Genomic DNA, 16,172 nt, shown 5'->3' on the forward strand with positions numbered 1-16,172 from the left:
GACCGATCAGCACGGCGCGGGGCAACTCGGCATCGTGCGTCGGGTACGATGAATCGATGCACGTAGCACGCCGACTTTCGCTGCTGATCACCGCGCTGACCTTGGGCGTCGCGGTGCTGCTCGGTGTCGTGAGCTCGCGACCGACAGTGAGCGCCAACGCCGCGCGGTCTCTCGCGATCGCGACGCACTATTTCGATTCGACCACCGTGCTCGCCCGGAACGCGCGGCCCAGCGGCATTCGAGGCGACGAGCTCGCAATCTCGTTCGGGTATATGGAGCGGCTGCGTCTGGGACTCGGCAGCCCCTTCCGCTTGGTGCACGAAGCGCTCGTTGATCCGCGCCTCGATCATGCGTTCCAGAATCGCGTGTCGTGGGCGCTGCTCGGACGGCTGCGACGTGGCGACTCGTACATCATTGACGCATCATCCTTCGAGGGCGTGGGACCATGGACGCCCGGCGGCCACGGAGCCACCGGTGCGGCGCACGTCGCATTCATCGAGCGTGTCGTTCGCTCGGCGTCCGATCCGCGAGTCGGAGAACTCGCCGTTCGCCTCGCTTACTCCATTGAATCCGCCAAGGGCACGCTCTCGGCGTCGGCGGTTACGATCGCGGCGCAAGCGGCAGCGCTCGCGCGCGATCGAGCGCTTGCCGAAGATGACGTGCGAGACATTCTCGGCGACGCCAGCGAGACGCGTCAAGGCGTGATGCAGTTGATGATCGACCGACGCGCCTCTCGTACGCTTCGTGTCGAGCAACCGTCGCTCGCGCCGTTGAGCTCCGCGCAGCAACTCGCCGCGATGGGTGAGGTTCCGATGTTGGTCGCCGCACTCGACACGCTCGACCGAATTGCCACGCCGGATCTCGGCGGCGCGCGCAGCACGCTGCTCAACACCTACTTTGCCACGCGGCTTCAGGCGCTCGGTGCACAGCGGCCGACATTGGCGCAGGTCGGCGTCACGCTGAACACGCGGGCCCAGAGCGCAGTGCGCGCGACGAATGACGAAACGCTCGCCGCGAGCTACGCGCTGACGCTCGCCGACAGCGATTCGTTGCGTCGAGCGAATTCACTCTCTATGCTTGCGGCCGCCGTGGCGCTGCGCTCCCTGGCGCAGTCGGAGCCATGGTTTCCTGGTGACGCAGGCCCCGACGCCGGCGATCTGTATTCGGAGTTCGGGCTGGCCGACGTCGCCTTCTCGCGCAGCGTTCCGCTCGCGTGGCGCCCGTACTATTTGAGAGAACTGCAGACGGCGTTGCGCGACATGCAGCGAGTGTTGCCGGCGTTCACCGCGAATGGGCTTCGCGTCCGCTTCGGCAACGAGGTGCTTCGCGATTCGGCTCTCGCCATGCACGAGCCGCGAACGCGAACACTTCAGCTGTCGATTTCGACATCGGCGGGGACGATTGCACACGAACTGTCGCACGATCTCGATTGGCAGGCGGCGCGCCGGCTGTTCGCCGACGGCACGGGCTATAGCACTGATCGAGCAATGCGAGAGCGCAGCGGCCCTCTCGCGAGTTCGGTCCGTGGGCTCGCCGCCGCGCGAATGTTCCGGCCGTCAAACGGAGCGGCGACGCCGGGAACTGGCATGAGTCGCCCCGCCGAATTGTTCGCCCGCGGCGCCGATTGGTTCGTGGCTACTGCGCTGGCGCAGCAAGGGCGAAGCAACGGCTTTCTGACTGTCGCGCAAGACGCGCTTCTCCCTGGTTACGCGGCTGGCGCGCCGGCGGCCCTCGGGTCGGCCGGAACCCAATCGCTGCTCACGGCGATTGGCGAAATGACCTATCTGCCGGATTCGATTCGAGCCGGCTTCGAATCGCAGTGGTCTGATCCGCGCGTCGTGGACCCGTCGCTGCTCGTGCGTCGCGTCGTCGAGACACCGATCTCGTTCCGCGGTGCGTGGTCGCGTCAAACGCCAGCCACGGCGCTCCTCTCGGTCACGCGACCAACAGCATGCGTGGCTGACCGTTCGGATGAAACGGTGGCTCGTGAGCGTTTGGTCACAATGGCAATCGAGGCTCGTGCCCGAGCCATGGCTGCGCGTCGCGCCCGCTTCCGACCGATCATCGCGGTTCCGACGGATGCCGAGCGGCTTCTCGACATGCTCCGGTCGTCGCTTGTCGCCGAGCTGACGTCGGCGCTGCCGGATCAGGGACTGATGCCGTTGGTCCCCGCCATCTTTCGTTCGAGCGCAGCCATCTGCTCGAGCATCGCTCCCTGACGCGCCTCGAGCTTCGCGAGTAAGCCGATCGTTTCGTGATGCCGAACGTCGTCGTCGCTTGGCTTCCGTTCGATGAATGTGAGTGCGCCGCCGGTTTCGAGCCGGCACTCGTGCACGTGCGCGAGAGACGCGATCCCCTGGCGTCGCGCCGCAGCTTCGAGCTCGGCGACGGTAATCAGTTCGCGCTCGAGATGATGGCGAACCAGCCGCCCTTTTTGAATGAGCGTGTCCGGTTTCCCTTCGATCGCGTCGAGTTTGTGGAAGTGGTACAAGGTGCGAACGACGAGCGCATTGACCAGCAACAGCGCGCCTCCACCGACAAGGCCACCAATGAGTGAATTGTCATTGCCGATGATCGCGTTCTGCACCGTGTTCGAGAGCAGGAGCAGCACGACGAGGTCGAATGGATTGAGCTGCGAAAGCTCGCGGCGGCCGGCGAGGCGCAACCCACCGAGCAGGAATGCGTAAACGGCGATCGTCCGAATGAGTTTCTCGGCGATCGGAATGCCAGGCGTGAGGAGTTCAGACATGTGGCAGGAAGCGGAGGCGGGAAGGGGCACTGCGGTGGGTAATCAAGCATGCCCCACTTCCCGTACGCTTCAAGGGGTGGATCGCTTCGCACGTCCGGATATGGCTTTCTTAGTCTCCCGTGGTCGTCGCGCACGGCGCGGTGCGGCGGCTTCGTTCGACTGTTGGACCAGATAGTCGATGGCGAAGACGTGCCGGGTGTGGTCTCGGTCACGGCGAAAGACGACATGCGCCCAGCCGTGCATTCCGGTCGGCGTGTACCAATCGCCACCGATCCGCCGGGGACGTTGAGCGATTGCGTCGATGAACACACGCTCATACCCGGATCGGAGGAGTGCGTGTACGGTGAAGAGGTTGTCCCAGGCGCACAGGCGCCCCACGCTCTCATACGCCGCGGGCCTGTCGTCGAGTTCGAGCAGCGACGGAACGCGGCCGCTCATGACCGACGAAATGAGATTGAGCGATCGCTGGTCGCCCGTGCTCTCGATCGATGGCCAGAAGTACCGCGTGACTTGTTGGGCGATCTCGCGGAGCGAGAGATTCTCGTCCCTGCGCGTGCGCCATCGAGAGTCGTCGACGCCGGCCATGAACGGATTCTCGCTGAACGACGACACCCGCGCGACCCAACCCTTACGAGAACTGTGGGCTTCGGGCTCGAACCGTTTGAGCACCGGGAAGGCCCGTTCATCGAGTGCGTCGATTTCATAGGACGGCCATTCCATCACGGCGCGCGCGATGCCGATGATGAGGGTGGCCGTGGCGATCATCAACGCGGCGTCGGGCGTGAAGTCGGCTGTGATCTCGATGCGATCGACGCGCGGACGTGCGCCAATGCCGGTAGAGCGACGATTCGCCGCGAGCAGCATCACCGGCACGGGCACGATGTACGTCAATAGCTTTGCGAGCTTCTCGACGGTGCGATGCGGCGTTTGCTCGTGCTTCGGCACATTGAACGAAACGTTGTAGTGCGTGCTGAAGCCGGCAAGGTGCACGTCGTGCCCGTGGCGCTCCTCCCACGCATCGAGCTCTCCGCGAAGGAAGCAAATACTCTCCCACAACGAACGGCCGGCTCGTGCGGCGCAGCCTTTATCGATCTCGATCACCGGCGTCGCGATCTCGATGACGCCAGTGTCGAAGTACACGGCGCCACCAGTGGGTAGATGATACGAGCGGCCGGTGCGGTGCATCATGTGGCCGCGCACGATGTTGGTCGGACTGCGAAAAACATCTTCGGGCTTGGCCGATTCACCATCCAGGAGGACGGAGAACTCCGCCTCGAGTCCCACCGCCGATAGCGCATTGGCCGGACGTCGATGTCGCTCTTCGCCACCCTTGCTCGATTTGGTGCCGAGTACGCTCATGACAATCCCTGCTCGGGTTCGAAACTCCGGTGGTCTTCCGGAGCATTGCGCGGTGTCGACACGACGTAGCCGAAATCGATGTGCAGATGGTCGTCCGTTTGACCGCGATGGAATCCGAAGGGGCGCGTCCATGCGCCAGGCAACTCCTGGCGTGCGATGGCGGCGTAGCGCTCGATCTGCTCGCGGTCGTTGAGATACGTGTCGCCGATCTTGTAGACGTTCACGGCCGTTCCCCAGCTATGGGGCGTGGCGCTGGTGCTCAGGGCATGCCGCGGCGAGCGGTAGCCGCCATTAGCCGCAACATGGACGAACGTGCCGACCGCGTCGCGAAAGCGCTCGAGGCACAATGCGAGAAGTGTGATGGCACACGGCACGTATCGCGGAAAGCCGCGGAGCGGTGCGGCCTCGCGCACGTCGGTCTGGATGAATTCCCAAAGGGCAAAGCTGCGTGACAAGCGCAGCTCCATTGCGCTACTCCACGCGGGAATCTCGTAGAAGTAGCGCGGCAGTTTGCGTTCGTGTCCAGCGCCGTCGAGCACGATGCGGCCGGGCAGCAGGGCGTCGCGCACGGGCTTTTCCAACCGCAGCCCGTCGACGACGTGGAGCGGAAAGCGCGGATCTTCAGCCACCGTTCGAGCCCTCGCCTGCAAGCAGTTCATACACCGCATGCGAGACCTCGGCGATCGTCGCCGACCGACCGGTGGTGTCTGGCGACCATTCGGTGAGAATGGCGATCACGTAAGGCTTCCTTCCGGGCGGATAGACCACGCCGGCATCGTGCGCAATCGTCGAGATCTCGCCGGTCTTGTGCGCTACACGCACGGCACGTGGCAATCGTGCTGGAATCCCGTTGCGAAATTCCTGCGCGTGCAAGATCTCCAACATCTCGTGAGAGAGCTCTGGCGAGAACGCGCGCTCTTCCGCGATCAGTCGCAGCAGTTGAACGAGACCGTCGGCAGTTACGCGATTGTTGATGCCGTGCTCGAACGCGCGTTCGTCCTCCACGCCGCGGCGAATGTCAATCCCGTCGATCGCGAGCTCGTCGAGGCTGCGTTGCACGGTGTCGAGGCCAACCAAGTCCAGGAGCAAATTCGTGGCGAGATTGCTGCTCGTCGCGATCATGTGTAGCGCGAGATCGGCGACGCGCATCATCTTGCCGCTGGCGTCGTGCACCTCCGAGTTGGCATCGCGATCGGCGATGACGCGGAAGGGCGATCCGTCGACGGCGCTGATGAATCGATTCCGCACGTGCAGTCGCGACCGCGGCAGGAGCCAGCCGCGGTGAATCGACGCGTATACGCCGAGGAGGATCGCGACCTTGATGGTGCTCGCGGCGTGAAACCACCGATCGGACTGCCGATGGAAGCTCGTGTGCGTCTCGGTGTCGTACACAGCGACGGCCAGCGCGCGCGCGCCGGATTTTCGCTCGAGTGCATCGAGACGAGGGTGCAGCGCGTCCATGACCTCCGAAACTGGTGTCGAAATGGTCTGGGAGGTCGGCGAGATGGGCGCGAAGGTGGAGGTTGGGGGGCTGGGCATCGCGCGTCTATTGCGAGCAAGGCCAGTGCCGAGGGCGTCGGCTGTGTTGAGGTCGCTTGCCGGGTGGACTACAATCAGCAGATGTCCAATGAGGATCGAGAGATCGAGCGGAAGTATCTGCTACGCGCGCTGCCCAGCGGCGTGACTGCGCATCCTGCTGTCGAGATCGACCAGGGGTATATCCCCGGGATCAAGGTTCGCGAGCGCGTTCGCCGCATCTCGGCTGGCGCACTCGTGCGCTATGTGCGCACGATCAAGGTCGGGACCGGTATGAGCCGATTCGAATTCGAAGAGGATGCGACCGAAGAGTTCTTCGCGACAGTTTGGCCGCTGACGCAGGGACATCGGCTACGAAAGCGGCGCTATCGCGTGCCCGGCGTGACCGGCGTGTGGGAGGTCGACGAGTTTCTCGATCGCGATCTCGTCCTGGCGGAAATCGAGCTGACCGACGTGGATCAGGCCGTCGAGGTTCCGGATGAAATCGCTGCGGTGATGGATCGCGAAGTCACCGACGAGCCGTCGTTCAGCAACTACAAACTGTCGCGATAGGTCGTTCGCGGGTCGCTGCTCGTTCCAGGGCTGACGACATCGGCGCGCAGCACTCGCGGGCGCGGGTACGGCGGACTCGCGACTCCCGCGGCTCGTGTCGGAAGGGCCAGGTGAAAGACCGCACCGTCGCCATCGGTGTTGTTCGCGGCGGTGAGTTTTCCTTCGTGCGAGTTGACGATCGAGCGACAGATCGCGAGGCCGAGGCCGAGCCCGCCGGACTTTGTCGTCACGAATGGCTCGAACACTTTTTCAAACTGCCCCTTCGCGATGCCCGTCCCCCGATCGGATACGGAAATGATCACGTGTGTTCGATCGTCGCTGCGCGCCGTGAGCGTGAGCCGCCGATCGGGGGCGGGCGTATCGAGCATCGCGTCGCACGCGTTGAGAATGAGGTTGAGCAACACTTGCAGCAGCTGAACACGATCGCCGGTGACGGTGGGCAGCGACGAATCGAAATTCGTCGTTACAGAAACACCGCGCGTGAGCAGTTCACTACGAACGATCGATAGTGCTTCCGATGCGAGCTCGGGAACGCGAAGCGGAACGAACAGCGCATCGGCCTTCTGAATGAGAAGGCGCAGTTGTCGAATGACTTCTGCCGCGCGCGCGTCATCGCGAACGATGTCGTCGAGAATTTCGCTAATCTGCTCGAGGTCGCCGGGGTTGACCGCGAGTAGCCGCTTTGCCGCCTGCGCGTTGCTCAGGATCGCCGTGAGCGGCTGATTCAGCTCGTGCGCGAGCGCAGTGGACAGCTCTCCAACCATGGCCACGCGGCCGAGGTGGGCCAACTCCTTGTGTTCCTCCTCCACGGCGAGCGAGAGGTGTTTTCGCTCGGTGACGTCCATCAGCACACCGCCGAGGTAGATCGGCGTGTGTGAATCGTCGAGCCGTGGGCGTCCCTGCATGTTCAGCCAGCGGATTTCGCCACTGGAGAGGATCACGCGGAATTCAACCTCGAAGGGCTCGTGGTCCGTGATTGCACGCTCGATGGCGGCGCGGACGCGATCGCGATCCTCGACGTGCTTGATCGCGTAGACTGTATGCCGCGTGACGGGAATGTCCGGTGGAAGACCGTAGATTCGCCGAGCATGTTCGGAGAGCCACAGCACGTCCGACTTGAGATCGCGTTGCCAGAAGCCGAGGTTCGCCGCGTTGGCGGCGAGCGACGTTCGCTCCTCGCTTTCGCGCAGCGACTCTTCGGCACGTTTGCGTTCCGTGATGTCGGTCTGGGTTCCGGTGAGCCCGCGAACGGTGCCGTCTGAACCGAGGGCTGCAGCGCCGCGCGTAAAGAACCACCGCGGCGTTCCGTCTTTGTGCATCATGCGATATTCGGTCTCGAAGGACGGTGTCGTCCCTTCGAGAAGCAGCAGCGCTTGGACGCTGATCCGAGCGGAGTCCTCGGGATGCAACAGCTTCTGCCACTCGCTCACGTGGCTTCCGATTTCATCTCCGGAGTACCCGAGGGCGGCGAGAATCGGGTCGTCGACGAACAGTTCGTTCGTCGCGCGATTCCAATCCCACACTGCAACCCCGCCGGCGGTCGTCGCCAGACGATATCGATGCTGGCTCGTATGAAGCGCTTCGGCCACGCGCTCTCGTTCGCGTACGAGCGCCGCGAGCACCGTGAGCGGCAACGAGACCATGGCGAGAAAGCCGTGCAATGCGAGCATGTTTGCCGCCGGCGTACCGTCGACGAACGGACCAAGCCCCTGCATCGAACTTCTGATCGCTAACGCTGAAATGAGTAAAATGGAAAGACTCGTTCCCGCGGGTCCGAACCGGACCGCGGCCCAAAGCAGCAGCGGAACGGGCGCGACGAATCGTTCGGCGGGGGCGATTAGCTGTGATCCGACGCCCATGAGCGCGATCGCGCTGACGACCGTCATCGCCGTCGCTAGCACCAGGGCTTCGACGATTCGCGCCGTCGATGGGCGTTTCAGTTGCGACGGTCGAAGCGTGACGGCGATCAGCAGAGGCGGGAGCAGGGTCAGCGCCGTGAGGGCATTCGACAGGAACCATGCTCCCCACATCTGCCAGTAGGGACCGCCCGTATCGTGGACCACAATCCCGGCCCCGACGAGGGCCGCGATACCCGGAGCCAAGACCACCGCGACGGAGAAGAAGACCGCAACGCCGTCGAGCGAGTTGAACAGCGGTCGTCGCGCGTACCGGCGAAGGCCTACGACGGCAACGAGCGCGCGAACCCAATTCGCAACCTCGGACAACAGGAGCCGTTCCACCGTCCAGACTCCCTGGCCGGTTACTTGATGCGCGACGGCCGACGCCAGCAGGAGCGTCCACCAGTAGCGTGGCCGCGTGAGCAGCAGCCCGCAGAGAAGGATGACGTATGGCGGGTACAGGATCGCTGTCCCGAGGGTCGGGAAGCGCACGGCGGTCGTGAAGATGCCACCGAAGTAGCAACCCACCCCAACAAGCAGCGCCGCGATTGCCGCCGCACCCGGCGTCGATACTCGGTCGACCTCAGCGAGGACCGAGTAGCTCTTGGAGGTGCGACGGAGGGAGGTCATTGGGGGTCGGTTCCGTCCCGGACAGGGGACTCGCTGCGGGCCGGGAGTTTACTCGGAACCGGCTGACTTCGAATACGCCTGCCATTCCGCGCGCAGAATGGGACGAAAGGCCAACGGCCTCGCGGCGTCCAACCGGTTGACAAATGGCCCGGTCCGCTAGCGGGATTTTGGCCAACCGCGGTCACCTACCGGGTGCGATTCTCCAGAACGGCGACAACGTCTCCGAACCGAACTCCGGCCGCACGGGCCGCGACGAGCGCGTGATACAGGACGTCGGCGGTCTCTTCCGCTGCTCGTCCCGAATCGCCGTCGGCGAGTGCCGCGATCAACTCGGCGCACTCTTCGCCGATCTTCTTCAGTCGAAGGTTGCGATCGCCGAGCAGGCGCTGCGTATAGCTCTGCCCGTCGGCGGGTTCAGTCGCCCGCCGATCTATCACGCCTGCCAACGAGGCAAGCGCGTGCGCCTCGATCGCGGCTTCGCCGAAGCACGACGTGGTTCCCGTGTGGCACGCGGGTCCGGCGCTTCGCACGCGTGCGAGAATCGCGTCGCCATCGCAGTCGCGCGTTAGAGAAACGATTTGCTGGACGTTGCCGCTCGTCTCGCCCTTTCGCCACAGCCCGCGTGAGCGCGAGCGATAGTGCATCTCACCAGTTTGCTCACAGAGTTCGAGCGCTTCGCGATCGGCGTGAGCAACCATCAACACTGCGCCGCTCGCGGCGTCCTGCGTCACGACGGTCACGAGGCCGCCGCTCTTCGCGAAATCGAGTGAATCGAGATCGAGTCTGTCTGCCGGTTTACTCTTCACGCGCCCACTCCCAGCATTGTGTGAGCGGTCGTGGCGAGCGCGCTGTTCGTCGCGACCGCGCCGTCGCCAAATGCGGTTGCCTTCCCTCTGTAGTCGACGAAAACGCCGCCCGCTTCTGAGATGATCGGGATAAATGGCGCAGCATCCCACGGATTCACGATGCCGTCGACCATGACTTCGGCGCGCCCAGTAGCGACGAGCAGGTACCCGTAGCAATCACCCCACGAGCGCGAGGTGGCCGAGGCATTAGCGAGACGCGTCCAACCCGCACGACGATCTGGCGTCGGGCGAAAACGCTCGTCCGTCGTCAACACTGTCGCACGATCGAGCGACGCGACCGACGACACAGAGCAACGGACGCCGTCGGACCACGCGCCCATACCCAGCGCGCCAGCGATCGATTCACGAGTTGCCGGATACGAGGCGGCACCGGCAACAACGGACTCTCCATCGCACAACGCCACGAGCGTTCCCCAGAGTGGAACACCAGCAACGAACGTTCGCGTGCCGTCGATCGGATCGATGAGCCAACGCCAACGTGCCGTTGGATTGTGCACTCCGAACTCTTCGCCCAGGATGCCGTGATCGGGAAAACGTGACGTGATCCAATCGCGAGCAAACTGTTCGGCGGCGCGATCTGCCAAGGTGACTGGCGAGCCATCCTGTTTTCGCTCGACGTCGATGCCGCGGCGAAAGTGGGAAAGCGCAATCTCACCAGCACCGGTCGCCAATTCCGCCACCGCCTCGAGCCAATTCGAATCCGTCATCGCGTCAACACCTCGGTGGTCGTGGTGCGTACGCCAAGGCCGGCGTGCGCGATCGTGTGTTTGATGTCGGCGATCGTCGTGATTCCGTTGTGAACGATGCCAGCAACGAGCGCTGCATCGGCGCCCGCATCGCGGAGCACATTCAGGACGTCTGCGGGACTTCCAGCGCCGCCCGACGCGATGACAGGCACGTCGACGGCGTTCGCCACAGCACGAGTGAGTTCGAGGTCGTAGCCAGTGCGAGCGCCGTCGCGATCGATGCTTGTCAGCAAAATCTCTCCGGCCCCCAGTGACGCGAGTTGACGTGACCAGGCAATGGCGTCGAGGCCGGTCGCGCGTCGTCCACCGGCGGCATAGACCTCCCAACCGCTCGCCGTCCGTCTCGCGTCGATGCTCGCGACAACGCATTGCGCCCCGAAGCGTGCGGCCGCAGCGCTAATCAATGATGGATCCGTCACAGCTGCGGAGTTCACGCTCACCTTGTCAGCACCAGCGCGAAGGGCGCGCGCGACGTCGTCGATTGATCGTATCCCGCCACCGATCGTCAGCGGAATGAACAGGCGATCGGCGGCGGAGCGCGCAACGTCGAGCGTCGTTGCGCGATCTGATGGCGTTGCGCCGATGTCTAGGAAAACGATCTCGTCGGCGCCGTCGGACTCGTACTGCGTTGCGAGCGCCACCGGATCGCCGACGTCGGCGAGGTCGACGAACTGCTTTCCCTTGACGACTCGCCCGCCTCGAACGTCGAGGCACACGATGACGCGCTTCGTGAGCGTCATAGCGCGACCTTCAGACCGACGACGCCCTTGGTGCTGAAAGCCGAATCGCCTTCTGTGAGTGCGTCACGGAGCGCGAGGCCGAGCGCCTTGAAAGCCGCTTCGACGATGTGGTGACGGTCCGTGCCCCGCAATACACGAAGATGCAGCGTCGCGCGTGCGTTGTCGGCAAAGGAGCGCATCCAGTGATCGTATATTCGGCTCGGGAGTGGCCCCGCGTAGAACGGGCGTCCGCCGAGGTCGAGTGCACAGTGCACGAGCGCATCGTCCATGGGAATGGTGCGATCACCGTAACGCGCGGCGCGCTCCGGCGTTCGTGCGGCGACGGCGAGGCCGAGTGCGATCGCTACGTCCTCGATGATGTGATGGCGCAAGTCACCGCTGGCATCGACCGTCATACCAATTCCAGAATAGCGGTTGAGCGTGACCAGCATGTGATCGAGGAAGGGAACCGTCGTAGAGATACGCGTCTCGGCTCCCGCATCCAGAAGCTCGACGCGAATCGTCGTCTCTCTCGTATTGCGCTCAATGCGCGTCATTGATCGAATTCCTGAGCAATCGCGGTCGCGTCGAGCGCGCCGCAGTAGAGGGCCATGCCAATGACAGCCGCGGATGCGCCGCAGCGCGCCAGCGCGCGGAGGTCGTCGGTCGACGAGATCCCACCGGATGCAATCAGATCTTTCGTGGTGGCTCGCGCTGCGTGGGTCATCAGGTCGAGATCGGGTCCCTGCAGCAGCCCCTCGCGATCGACCGCTGTTACCAAGAAACCAGACACGTCGATCGAGTCGAAGCTTCGGATCGCATTCGGAGCTGTGTCGTCGAAGGGTGCCGTCCAGCCGTTCGTCACGACGCGTCCCTGTTTTACGTCGGCGGCAACGATGATCTGGTTGGACCAACGAGCGGTCGCGTTGCCAAGCCATTCGGGATCGCGAAATGCGCGAGTGCCAACTACGACACGCGCCGCGCCCGCATCGAGTATTCTCTCGATGGCGTCGTCCGACCGAATTCCACCGCCAACCTGCACGGCAACATTCGGGAGCGACGCGAGCGATTCGACGATGGCGAGATTCGATCCGGTTCCCATCGCCGCGTCGAGGTCGACGACGTGCAGGCGCCGAAAACCAGAGTCGATCCACCGAAGCGCAACGTCGAAAGGGTTGGGCAGACGGATGCGCTCGTCGGCGAACGAGCCGCCAACGAGTTGTACGCAGCAGCCGTCGCGCAGATCGATTGCCGGGATCGCGATCACGCCGCCACCTCGGCGATCATCGCACGGAGCAACGCGACGCCGGCGGCCGAGCTCTTTTCCGGATGAAACTGCATGCCGCAGATCGTGCCGCGTCGAACGATCGCCGGAAAGCGATCGTTCTCGTGCGTCGTCCACGCGGTGACGAGAGAGTCGTCCGCGGGGCGGCACGCAAAGCTATTGGCGAAGTATGCAGTGGACAGCTTGGTTCCGTTCGTGACGGGCTCGATGGCGTTCCAGCCAATGTGAGGCAGGCGTTTCGCGCGGAGTCGCGTCACCGTTCCCTCAAAGACACGTAGTCCCTCGCCGGCGCCCTCTTCGCTCGACGAAAAGAGGAGCTGCATGCCGAGGCAGATCCCGATCATCGGCAAACCGTTTAGCGCCGCGCGCCGAATGAGATCGCGACTCGCCGCCAACTGCGCTGCAGCGAATGGGAAGGCGCCGACGCCAGGCAAGACAAGAAGGTCGGCTTCTAGCGCGCGCGCCGCGTTTGCCTCGACGCGCACGGAGATGCCGTCGTCCTCGATCGCCTTCGCGAGCGAGTGCAGATTTCCCGCGCCATAGTCGAGAATCGCCACGATCATGTGATGCCGCGCTCAGCACGTTCCGCTAGGGCCGCATCGAATGCTGCGAGCGCTGTGGTCATGACGTCGTCCGGACCCACGGTGATCCGGAGCGCTGCGCCATTCGCTGCCGCAAGTCGATCGTCGACGACAGGTAAATTGGCGAATGCGCGCACGGCGACGCCGCGTGTGCGCATTGCTGCCGCGACGCCGACGGCGTCGCGCAGCGGCGCAAAGACGAAATTGGAATCAGATCGGACGCAGTCGACACCGCGCCGTGCGAGTTCGGTTCGCAGGCGTTCACGCCCTTCCACGGCCAGCGCGGCCCGTTGCCGCACCCAGTCGAGATCATTCTCGAGCACACGCTGCGCCGCGAGCGCTCCAACAGCGCCCACCTTGTACGGTCCGCGCGCCTTCTCCAGTTCGACGGCGGCTTCGACCGAAGCCAGCGCGTATCCTACGCGAAGTCCGGCGAGCCCAAACGCCTTGGAGAAGGTCCGTGCGACTACCAGCCTGGGAAAACGCTCGAGCAGATCAACGGCGCTCGTTCCCGCAAAATCCACATACGCCTCATCGAGAACCACAAAGCCGGGCGCGCGCGCAACGATTGCCTCGATAGCGTCTCGTGAAAGCGATCCGCCCGTCGGGTTGTTGGGTGAGCAGAGGTAAATGATCTGGGCGTTCGTTGCGAGGAGCGCATCGACGTCGGCGTCGTACTGGTTGGTCAGACGCACAGGAACCGGCTCGAGCCCGTTGGTCCGCGCAAATGCGGGGACCATCACGAAGGTGGGCGCGATGTATGCGACGCGACCGCCAGGTACGGCGAGCGCGCGAAAAGCGCAATCGAGGATGTCGTCGGACCCGGCGCCGGTCACGACCTGATTGGCGCCAACGCCGGCGTAGGCCGCGATCGTCCGCTTGAGTGATTCCGAATACGGTTCGGGATAACCTCGAAGCCCGCCGCTCGCGATACCGGCGAGCATCCGTGCCACGCTCGGCGGAGTGCCCCAGAGATTCGTGTTATCGCTCAGGTCAATCGCGCAGGGTCCCGTGTCGTCGGTGTACAGACGGAGGTCGCGATAGTCGGCTCGACGAATGTCACTCATGATGTGCTCTCCGATCCGGCGAGTCGCGCAGCCGCCGCGTGGCCGAACAGCCCTTCGGCCTGGGCGAGCAGCGCAACGTCATTGGCCAGTGCGCGCGCGGCGCGTGGCTGGATTGTTTGAATCGTCGTCCACCGGAAGAAATCCAGCGTCGACAGCCCGGAGTAGGATTTCGCGAGGCCACCAGTCGGCAACACGTGATTTGCCCCAGACATATAATCACCGAACGATACCGACGATCTTTCGCCAATGAAGACAGTACCGGCGTTCCGAAGCCGTGGCAGTATCGCCATGGGATCGTTGACGACGACGAGCAGGTGTTCCGGCGCGTAGTCCGCCGCAAACGATACGGCGTCGGAAAGACTGTCCGCCGTGAGCAATGCGCCGCGCGTCGCTAGCGACTCCGCGATGATCGCTTTGCGTGGTTGCTCATCGAGTGCAACGGCAAGTGCGCCAGCAATGCCATCTGTCTGAGCCTCACCCACGACGATTGCCACGACACACGCGAGCGGATCGTGTTCCGCTTGTGCAATCAATTCTGCCGCAACCGACAGCGGATCGGCCGAGTCGTCGACAATGACGAGCAATTCACTTGGTCCTGCCGGCGCATCGATGCCAACGAAACCACAGAGCTGCAGCTTGGCCTCGGCGACATAAGCGTTGCCCGGGCCAACGATGCGGTCGACGCGCGGAACGGTCGACGTCCCGAATGCCATGGCGGCGATTGCTCCCGCACCTCCGATGGCGAACACGCGATCCACGTTCGCGATCTCAGCCGCGGCCAGCACGAGCGACGATGGCAACCCGGAGGAATTCGGCGGCGAGCAGAGTACGATTTCGTCGACGCCAGCCACTCTCGCTGGAACTGCGCACATCAGAACGCTGCTCGGATACGCGGCGCGTCCGCCGGGAGCGTACACACCAATGCGGGCGAGGGGGTCGGCGCGTCGCACGATCGCGATGCCCGGCTCCGGTTCGCATGTTGTGATCACCGGAAGGTTCGCCGAGTGCACCGCCGAGATGTTCGCCGCGGCGCGCTCCATCGCGGCGCGCAACGGGAGAGCGAGCTTGTCGAGCGCGCGTCGGCGATCAGCCCGCGAAACCTCGAGGGATGCCATCCGCGCACCGTCGAATCTTTCGGCGAGCTTGAGCAGGGCGGCGTCGCCATCGCGCCGCACCTCGGCGATGATCGCTGCCGTCGAATCGCGAACTGAATTGTCTCTCGACGTCGATCGGTCAAGCAGTGACGCGCGGTCGGCGACGGGCAGGTCGGCAAGGCGGCCGACGAAGCGCACCAGTGGTGTAGTAATGACGCTCATGGCATCAACCGTTCGATGCGCGTGACGAGAATGCCCTCGGCGCCGAGTGCTTTGAGATCGGCGATCGTGCGATAGATGGCAGCGGCGGCGACCACCGCATGGACCGCAACGAGCTTGCCGCCGTCGAGAATGTTCACGACCGTCGGTCCGTTCAGGCCGGGCAGTACGCGACGCACGTCATCGAGGCGATCGCGCGAGACGTTAGCCATGACGTATCGCTTGCCACGTGCTCGAAGCACTGATTGCAACGCGGTCACCAGCTCGCAGGCGATCGTGTCGTCAGGCCGCCGATCGCGCGAAACGACCAACTGCGCTGATGACTCGAGCACCGTCGCGACCTCGCGCAGACCGTTTACCCGCAACGTCGATCCGGTCGACACGAGGTCGACGATGACATCGGCGATTCCGATGTGTGGCGCGATCTCGGCCGCGCCGGAGACGGGGACGATGTCGATGTCACACTCGGCGCGCGCAAAGTACCGTGCGGCGACACGCGGGAAGCTCGTCGCGACACGGGTGCGCTTTGGGAGATTCTCGAGCGACGTGATACCGCTGTCGTCCGTTGCGGCGACGGCGAGCCTGCAGCGGCCGAATTCGAGATCGACGAGTGACTCGAGCGCGCGATCAGATTCTTCGACGAGATCGCGGCCGGTGACGCCGGCTTCAGCAGCGCCGTCGGCAACAAACTCAGGAATGTCACGTGCGCGAACGAACACCGCTTCGAACGCGTCGCCGAGCGAGGCCGTGAGGGCGCGTTCGCCGCGCGCTCGGACCTCGAGCCCGGCATCGTTGAAAAGCTCGCGCGTCTCGTCGGCGAGTCTGCCTTTATTGGGGAGTGCGATTCGAAACATGAGAAGGATGGGTACGA

At 64.1% G+C, this 16,172-nt stretch carries 16 protein-coding genes; 2 read left to right on the forward strand and 14 right to left on the reverse strand.

What is annotated here, in order from left to right:
* Nucleotides 1-56 precede the first annotated feature (56 nt).
* Complete coding sequence (locus AC6H4Z_RS08400; RefSeq protein WP_497546304.1) at nt 57-2,219, forward strand: hypothetical protein; 2,163 nt, start codon at nt 57-59, stop codon at nt 2,217-2,219.
* On the opposite strand, the gene AC6H4Z_RS08405 is transcribed toward AC6H4Z_RS08400, so the two are convergent.
* From AC6H4Z_RS08405 to AC6H4Z_RS08420, 4 genes are all read right to left on the reverse strand, one after another.
* Nucleotides 2,147-2,749: a DUF421 domain-containing protein gene (locus AC6H4Z_RS08405; RefSeq protein WP_497546305.1), complete on the reverse strand. Its 603-nt coding sequence runs from the start codon at nt 2,747-2,749 to the stop codon at nt 2,147-2,149. The two genes, AC6H4Z_RS08400 and AC6H4Z_RS08405, sit on opposite strands and share 73 nt — an antisense overlap.
* A gap of 69 nt (nt 2,750-2,818) precedes the next feature.
* Nucleotides 2,819-4,108, reverse strand: coding sequence for a hypothetical protein (locus AC6H4Z_RS08410; protein ID WP_497546306.1), 1,290 nt, complete (start codon nt 4,106-4,108; stop codon nt 2,819-2,821).
* Nucleotides 4,105-4,737, reverse strand: coding sequence for a hypothetical protein (locus tag AC6H4Z_RS08415; protein ID WP_497546307.1), 633 nt, complete (start codon nt 4,735-4,737; stop codon nt 4,105-4,107). Before AC6H4Z_RS08415 ends, AC6H4Z_RS08410 begins: the two co-directional genes overlap by 4 nt.
* Nucleotides 4,730-5,569, reverse strand: a complete 840-nt coding sequence (locus AC6H4Z_RS08420) for a serine hydrolase (RefSeq protein ID WP_497546308.1) — start codon at nt 5,567-5,569, stop codon at nt 4,730-4,732. The genes AC6H4Z_RS08415 and AC6H4Z_RS08420 overlap by 8 nt, the downstream gene beginning before the upstream one ends.
* 159 nt (nt 5,570-5,728) lie before the next feature.
* Between AC6H4Z_RS08420 and AC6H4Z_RS08425 the strand changes: the two genes are divergently transcribed.
* The gene (locus AC6H4Z_RS08425; RefSeq protein WP_497546309.1) at nt 5,729-6,196 is read left to right on the forward strand and encodes a CYTH domain-containing protein; all 468 of its coding nucleotides are present in this window, start codon (nt 5,729-5,731) and stop codon (nt 6,194-6,196) included.
* Here the strand turns inward: AC6H4Z_RS08425 and AC6H4Z_RS08430 are convergent.
* From AC6H4Z_RS08430 to hisG, 10 genes are all read right to left on the reverse strand, one after another.
* A complete protein-coding gene (locus AC6H4Z_RS08430; RefSeq protein ID WP_497546310.1) occupies nt 6,178-8,724 on the reverse strand; it encodes a PAS domain-containing protein in 2,547 nt (848 codons plus the stop codon). The two genes, AC6H4Z_RS08425 and AC6H4Z_RS08430, sit on opposite strands and share 19 nt — an antisense overlap.
* Before the next feature lie 185 nt (nt 8,725-8,909).
* Nucleotides 8,910-9,530, reverse strand: a complete 621-nt coding sequence (gene hisIE / locus AC6H4Z_RS08435; protein ID WP_497546311.1) for a bifunctional phosphoribosyl-AMP cyclohydrolase/phosphoribosyl-ATP diphosphatase HisIE — start codon at nt 9,528-9,530, stop codon at nt 8,910-8,912.
* Nucleotides 9,527-10,297, reverse strand: a complete 771-nt coding sequence (locus AC6H4Z_RS08440) for an inositol monophosphatase family protein (protein ID WP_497546312.1) — start codon at nt 10,295-10,297, stop codon at nt 9,527-9,529. The genes hisIE and AC6H4Z_RS08440 overlap by 4 nt, the downstream gene beginning before the upstream one ends.
* Entirely contained in the window at nt 10,294-11,076 is a 783-nt protein-coding gene (gene hisF, locus AC6H4Z_RS08445; protein ID WP_497546313.1) for an imidazole glycerol phosphate synthase subunit HisF, read from the reverse strand. The genes AC6H4Z_RS08440 and hisF overlap by 4 nt, the downstream gene beginning before the upstream one ends.
* A complete protein-coding gene (locus AC6H4Z_RS08450) occupies nt 11,073-11,612 on the reverse strand; it encodes an imidazoleglycerol-phosphate dehydratase (protein WP_497546314.1) in 540 nt (179 codons plus the stop codon). Before AC6H4Z_RS08450 ends, hisF begins: the two co-directional genes overlap by 4 nt.
* Nucleotides 11,609-12,322, reverse strand: coding sequence for a 1-(5-phosphoribosyl)-5-[(5-phosphoribosylamino)methylideneamino]imidazole-4-carboxamide isomerase (locus AC6H4Z_RS08455; RefSeq protein ID WP_497546315.1), 714 nt, complete (start codon nt 12,320-12,322; stop codon nt 11,609-11,611). Before AC6H4Z_RS08455 ends, AC6H4Z_RS08450 begins: the two co-directional genes overlap by 4 nt.
* Entirely contained in the window at nt 12,319-12,903 is a 585-nt protein-coding gene (hisH, locus tag AC6H4Z_RS08460) for an imidazole glycerol phosphate synthase subunit HisH (RefSeq protein ID WP_497546316.1), read from the reverse strand. Before hisH ends, AC6H4Z_RS08455 begins: the two co-directional genes overlap by 4 nt.
* Nucleotides 12,900-13,988, reverse strand: coding sequence for a pyridoxal phosphate-dependent aminotransferase (locus tag AC6H4Z_RS08465; protein ID WP_497546317.1), 1,089 nt, complete (start codon nt 13,986-13,988; stop codon nt 12,900-12,902). The genes hisH and AC6H4Z_RS08465 overlap by 4 nt, the downstream gene beginning before the upstream one ends.
* Nucleotides 13,985-15,304, reverse strand: a complete 1,320-nt coding sequence (gene hisD / locus AC6H4Z_RS08470) for a histidinol dehydrogenase (RefSeq protein ID WP_497546318.1) — start codon at nt 15,302-15,304, stop codon at nt 13,985-13,987. The genes AC6H4Z_RS08465 and hisD overlap by 4 nt, the downstream gene beginning before the upstream one ends.
* A complete protein-coding gene (gene hisG / locus AC6H4Z_RS08475; RefSeq protein ID WP_497546319.1) occupies nt 15,301-16,155 on the reverse strand; it encodes an ATP phosphoribosyltransferase in 855 nt (284 codons plus the stop codon). The genes hisD and hisG overlap by 4 nt, the downstream gene beginning before the upstream one ends.
* Nucleotides 16,156-16,172 lie beyond the last annotated feature (17 nt).

This window comes from Leucogemmata humicola, assembly GCF_055379415.1.

What these genes read in the sequence shown, in the direction of transcription:
- hisG (WP_497546319.1), bottom strand. Translation starts at nt 16,155, where the DNA reads ATGTTTCGAATCGCACTCCCCAATAAAGGCAGACTCGCCGACGAGACG.
- hisF (WP_497546313.1), bottom strand. Translation starts at nt 11,076, where the DNA reads ATGACGCTCACGAAGCGCGTCATCGTGTGCCTCGACGTTCGAGGCGGG.
- hisH (WP_497546316.1), bottom strand. Translation starts at nt 12,903, where the DNA reads ATGATCGTGGCGATTCTCGACTATGGCGCGGGAAATCTGCACTCGCTC.
- AC6H4Z_RS08450 (WP_497546314.1), bottom strand. Translation starts at nt 11,612, where the DNA reads ATGACGCGCATTGAGCGCAATACGAGAGAGACGACGATTCGCGTCGAG.
- AC6H4Z_RS08420 (WP_497546308.1), bottom strand. Translation starts at nt 5,569, where the DNA reads ATGGACGCGCTGCACCCTCGTCTCGATGCACTCGAGCGAAAATCCGGC.
- AC6H4Z_RS08410 (WP_497546306.1), bottom strand. Translation starts at nt 4,108, where the DNA reads ATGAGCGTACTCGGCACCAAATCGAGCAAGGGTGGCGAAGAGCGACAT.
- AC6H4Z_RS08400 (WP_497546304.1), top strand. Translation starts at nt 57, where the DNA reads ATGCACGTAGCACGCCGACTTTCGCTGCTGATCACCGCGCTGACCTTG.
- hisD (WP_497546318.1), bottom strand. Translation starts at nt 15,304, where the DNA reads ATGAGCGTCATTACTACACCACTGGTGCGCTTCGTCGGCCGCCTTGCC.
- AC6H4Z_RS08405 (WP_497546305.1), bottom strand. Translation starts at nt 2,749, where the DNA reads ATGTCTGAACTCCTCACGCCTGGCATTCCGATCGCCGAGAAACTCATT.
- AC6H4Z_RS08465 (WP_497546317.1), bottom strand. Translation starts at nt 13,988, where the DNA reads ATGAGTGACATTCGTCGAGCCGACTATCGCGACCTCCGTCTGTACACC.
- AC6H4Z_RS08425 (WP_497546309.1), top strand. Translation starts at nt 5,729, where the DNA reads ATGTCCAATGAGGATCGAGAGATCGAGCGGAAGTATCTGCTACGCGCG.
- AC6H4Z_RS08430 (WP_497546310.1), bottom strand. Translation starts at nt 8,724, where the DNA reads ATGACCTCCCTCCGTCGCACCTCCAAGAGCTACTCGGTCCTCGCTGAG.
- AC6H4Z_RS08440 (WP_497546312.1), bottom strand. Translation starts at nt 10,297, where the DNA reads ATGACGGATTCGAATTGGCTCGAGGCGGTGGCGGAATTGGCGACCGGT.